Annotated in this window: 5 protein-coding genes; 4 read left to right on the top strand and 1 reads right to left on the bottom strand. The window is 52.0% G+C overall.

All coding sequences use genetic code 11. The features are described from left to right. Nucleotides 1-333 (top strand): GGDEF domain-containing protein (locus RTY00_RS03530; RefSeq protein ID WP_312663409.1); only part of this gene is annotated, 333 nt, incomplete at its 5' end. On the opposite strand, the gene ychH is transcribed toward RTY00_RS03530, so the two are convergent. Continuing rightward, nucleotides 330-605, bottom strand: a complete 276-nt coding sequence (gene ychH, locus RTY00_RS03525; protein WP_061723496.1) for a stress-induced protein YchH — start codon at nt 603-605, stop codon at nt 330-332. The genes RTY00_RS03530 and ychH overlap by 4 nt on opposite strands. A 257-nt stretch (nt 606-862) precedes the next feature. On the opposite strand from ychH, the gene pth reads away from it, so the two are divergent. The 3 genes from pth to RTY00_RS03510 all read left to right on the top strand — a co-directional run. After that, nucleotides 863-1450, top strand: coding sequence for an aminoacyl-tRNA hydrolase (gene pth / locus RTY00_RS03520; protein ID WP_008107639.1), 588 nt, complete (start codon nt 863-865; stop codon nt 1448-1450). Nucleotides 1451-1561: 111 nt separating this feature from the next. After that, nucleotides 1562-2653, top strand: coding sequence for a redox-regulated ATPase YchF (ychF, locus tag RTY00_RS03515; RefSeq protein ID WP_007892915.1), 1092 nt, complete (start codon nt 1562-1564; stop codon nt 2651-2653). A 215-nt stretch (nt 2654-2868) separates the two neighbouring features. Next, the coding region (locus tag RTY00_RS03510; protein ID WP_312663408.1) for an integrase arm-type DNA-binding domain-containing protein at nt 2869-3742 on the top strand (874 nt) is incomplete at its 3' end.

Here is a 3742-nt window from a genome sequence, read left to right as displayed (position 1 = left end):
GATTTTTGTCAGGTAGTGCAGGCGTTGTTGCCGGAGAGTGGGCATTTTGCTCGCTTGGGCGGCGAAGAGTTTGCGGCGATCATTCCCGGCGATGCCGAGCAGGCACAGCGCGTGTGTGAACGCATCCGTTTAGCGACACAGCTGTCGCAACCCAACGACGTACGCTATACCGTCAGTATCGGCTTTGCCACCGCGCTGCAACCCGGCGAACCTTTCCCACCTTTGCTGGCGCTGGCCGATGAAGCGTTATATCGCGCAAAAGCCAGCGGCCGTAACCGCATCGAATGTTATCTCGCGCAGTTACAGCCGCTGCAGCAAACCGTACTCACTTAATGTGATGAGTGATTGCGACGGCAGCGCTTATCGCCGTAATGACGCAACCAGTAATAGCGATCTTCTACGCGCTCACGTCCGCTGACGCGCGCGCCGACCAGCCACAGCAAAGCGCCAACGAAGATGCTGAACATCGCACCGTGCGCGAGAAATTGTGGCAGGTTGAGCGAAGGAAGCTGATTGATAATGGAATAGCCAACGCCCAGAACCATCGTCAGTAAACCCAAACACATCAAACCGTTACCTACAAAGCGGCAATTTTGACGTTTCATGATCCACCTCCATCCTTATAAAAGCAAAACAGCACGTATGGTTAACTAGCCATAAGCTTAGGCAATAGTTGCCGCTTAAGTTGCGTACAGGATCACATATCCTTCACAACCTTTGACAAATCTTTACCGCCAGCGCCTTGATTTCGATAGAAAATGATTAGTCACGCAGAGACATTATCTGCTACTTGCGGCCTTTGTCATCCGTGCCGCCAGGCAGTAAACTATCGCCCTTTCCGCAGCAAGACAGGATAAACATCGTGAGCAGCATTAAACTGATTGTGGGGCTGGCCAATCCCGGCGCTGAATACGCCGCAACGCGCCATAACGCGGGTGCCTGGTATGTCGATTTACTGGCGAGCCGCAACAATCAGTCGTTAAAAGACGAGCCAAAATTCTATGGCTATACCGCGCGCCTGTCGCTGGCGGGAGAAGATGTGCGCCTGCTGGTGCCCACCACGTTTATGAACCTCAGCGGCAAAGCGGTGGCGGCGATGGCGACTTTCTATCGCATTGCGCCAGAAGAGATTTTGGTGGCGCACGATGAGCTGGATTTACCGCCAGGCGTAGCAAAATTTAAACAAGGTGGCGGTCACGGCGGCCATAATGGCCTGAAAGACATCATCAGCAAGCTGGGCAACAACAATAATTTTCACCGTTTACGCGTCGGTATTGGCCATCCTGGCGACCGCAATAAAGTGACCGGTTTCGTGCTGGGCAAGCCGCCAGCCAGTGAGCAAAAGCTGATTGATGATGCCGTAGACGAAGCGGTGCGCTGCACCGAGCTATGGCTGAAAGAAGACAAGATCAAGGCGATGAACCGCCTGCACGCGTTCAAGGCGGGCTAAGGCCAATTCCCGCGCCGCAGAAGGCAATTCTGTGTATAATGCGCGAAATTTTTTGAATCTGTCGGCGCTGGTTAACAGCGCCGCACACTCAGTGAGAAAGGTAATCAGACCATGGGATTTAAATGCGGTATTGTGGGCCTGCCGAACGTCGGTAAATCCACCCTGTTCAACGCGCTGACCAAAGCGGGTATCGAAGCAGCCAACTTTCCGTTCTGCACCATCGAGCCAAACACCGGTGTAGTGCCAATGCCCGATCTGCGCCTCGATCAGCTGAGCGAGATTGTTAAGCCACAGCGTGTCGTGCCAACTACCATGGAATTCGTCGATATCGCCGGTCTGGTGAAAGGCGCGTCCAAAGGTGAAGGCCTGGGCAACCAGTTCCTGACTAATATCCGTGAAACCGAAGCCATCGGTCACGTGGTGCGCTGCTTTGAAAACGACAACATCATCCACGTTGCCGGTAAAGTTAACCCGGCGGAAGATATTGACGTCATCAACACCGAGCTGGCGCTGTCGGATCTCGACACCTGCGAACGTGCGATTCAGCGTTGCCAGAAGAAAGCCAAAGGCGGCGACAAAGATGCTAAAGCCGAACTGGCTGCGCTGGAGAAGTGCCTGCCGCACCTGTCAGAAGCGGGCATGCTGCGCGCACTGAAGCTGGATGCTGATGAGAAAGCGGCAATCCGCTACCTCAGCTTCCTGACGCTGAAGCCAACCATGTACATCGCTAACGTCAACGAAGACGGTTTCGAAAACAATCCGTACCTCGATCAGGTGCGTGCGATTGCCGAAGCTGAAGGTTCAGTCGTGGTGCCGGTGTGTGCTGCGGTTGAATCTGATATCGCTGAGCTGGAAGATGACGAGCGCGACGAGTTCATGGCTGAACTGGGTCTGGAAGAGCCGGGTCTGAACCGTGTGATCCGCGCCGGTTATGCGCTGCTGAACCTGCAAACCTACTTCACCGCTGGCGTGAAAGAAGTGCGTGCATGGACCATCCCCGTTGGCGCTACTGCGCCACAGGCGGCCGGTAAAATCCACACTGACTTCGAGAAAGGCTTTATCCGCGCTCAAACCATCGCGTTTGATGATTTCGTTGCGTTCAAAGGTGAACAAGGCGCGAAAGAAGCCGGCAAGATGCGCTCAGAAGGAAAAGAGTACATCGTGAAAGATGGCGACGTGATGAACTTCCTGTTTAACGTCTAAAATAAAATGTGTTGTCTCATGGGGTTTCATTCAATCTCATGACTTTCACAAAAAATGTTTAAATCCACGCATTTGCGTGGATTTTTCGTTTCATAGTGTCTCAAATAACTCCGTAGAAGCGCAGTCAAAAATGAGTACGTAGGTGAGTACATCAAACTTCCATCTTTATTTTTAGTGAGTACAATAACGGTATAATAAATACACAAGGAATCGCTATGCTCACTGATACTCAATGCCGCACAGCAAAAGCGAAAGAAAAGCTTTATCGTCTCAACGATTTCAATGGCTTATACCTTGAAGTAAAACCTAATGGCAAAAAGGCGTGGCGCTATCGGTTTAAACTTAACGGTAAATCCAGCATGTTTGCGCTGGGTGAGTACCCGACGGTTAAACTTGCCGAAGCTCGCGAGAAATGCGAGCAAGCGCGTAAACAAGTCGCGAATGGAGTTAGCCCTACTCAGGCTCGCCAGTTAGATAAAATCCGCAAGGTCAATGACGCATCCAACACCTTTGAGCTAGTCGCTAAAGAGTGGTTGCAGATGAAAGACTGGGCCGAAATCACCAAAACGCGGCGACTAGATATGCTTAAGCGTGTGGTTTTCCCCGCAATAGGTAAGCTCCCTGTCAGGGAAATAACCCCGCACCACATTCTAAAAATTCTTCAGGAAACGGCTAAGCGCGGCGCTCCGTCCGTTGCCGCTGAAGCCCGCCGCACCATTTCATCGGTTTTTGAACTAGCAGTAGCGACGCTCAGAGCAGATAGCGATCCTGTCTGGCCAGTGCGTAAGGCGATTCCGGCAAATAAAACGCAGCACAAACAGGCATTGTCTCCGCAGCAAATCGGGAAGTTATTAGGCTGTTTTGACAACAGTCGCGGCTCATACCAGGTTAATTATTGCATGTGGTTAATGTGGTGGACGCTAGCGCGTCCAGCCGAAGCCACCGAGGCAGCATGGGCCGAATTCGATCTTGATAACGCATTATGGATCATTCCGGCAGCGCGCATGAAAGCTCGTAAGGAACATGTTATTCCCCTTCCCTACCAAGCAGTCAAAATGCTCAAAACGCTGCAAGGATTAACCGGGCATT

The sequence above is a fragment of the Pantoea sp. CTOTU49201 genome, from assembly GCF_032054795.1.
Taxonomy (GTDB): Bacteria; Pseudomonadota; Gammaproteobacteria; order Enterobacterales; family Enterobacteriaceae; genus Pantoea; species Pantoea symbiotica.
This window is presented reverse-complemented; position numbering and strand designations above follow the sequence as displayed.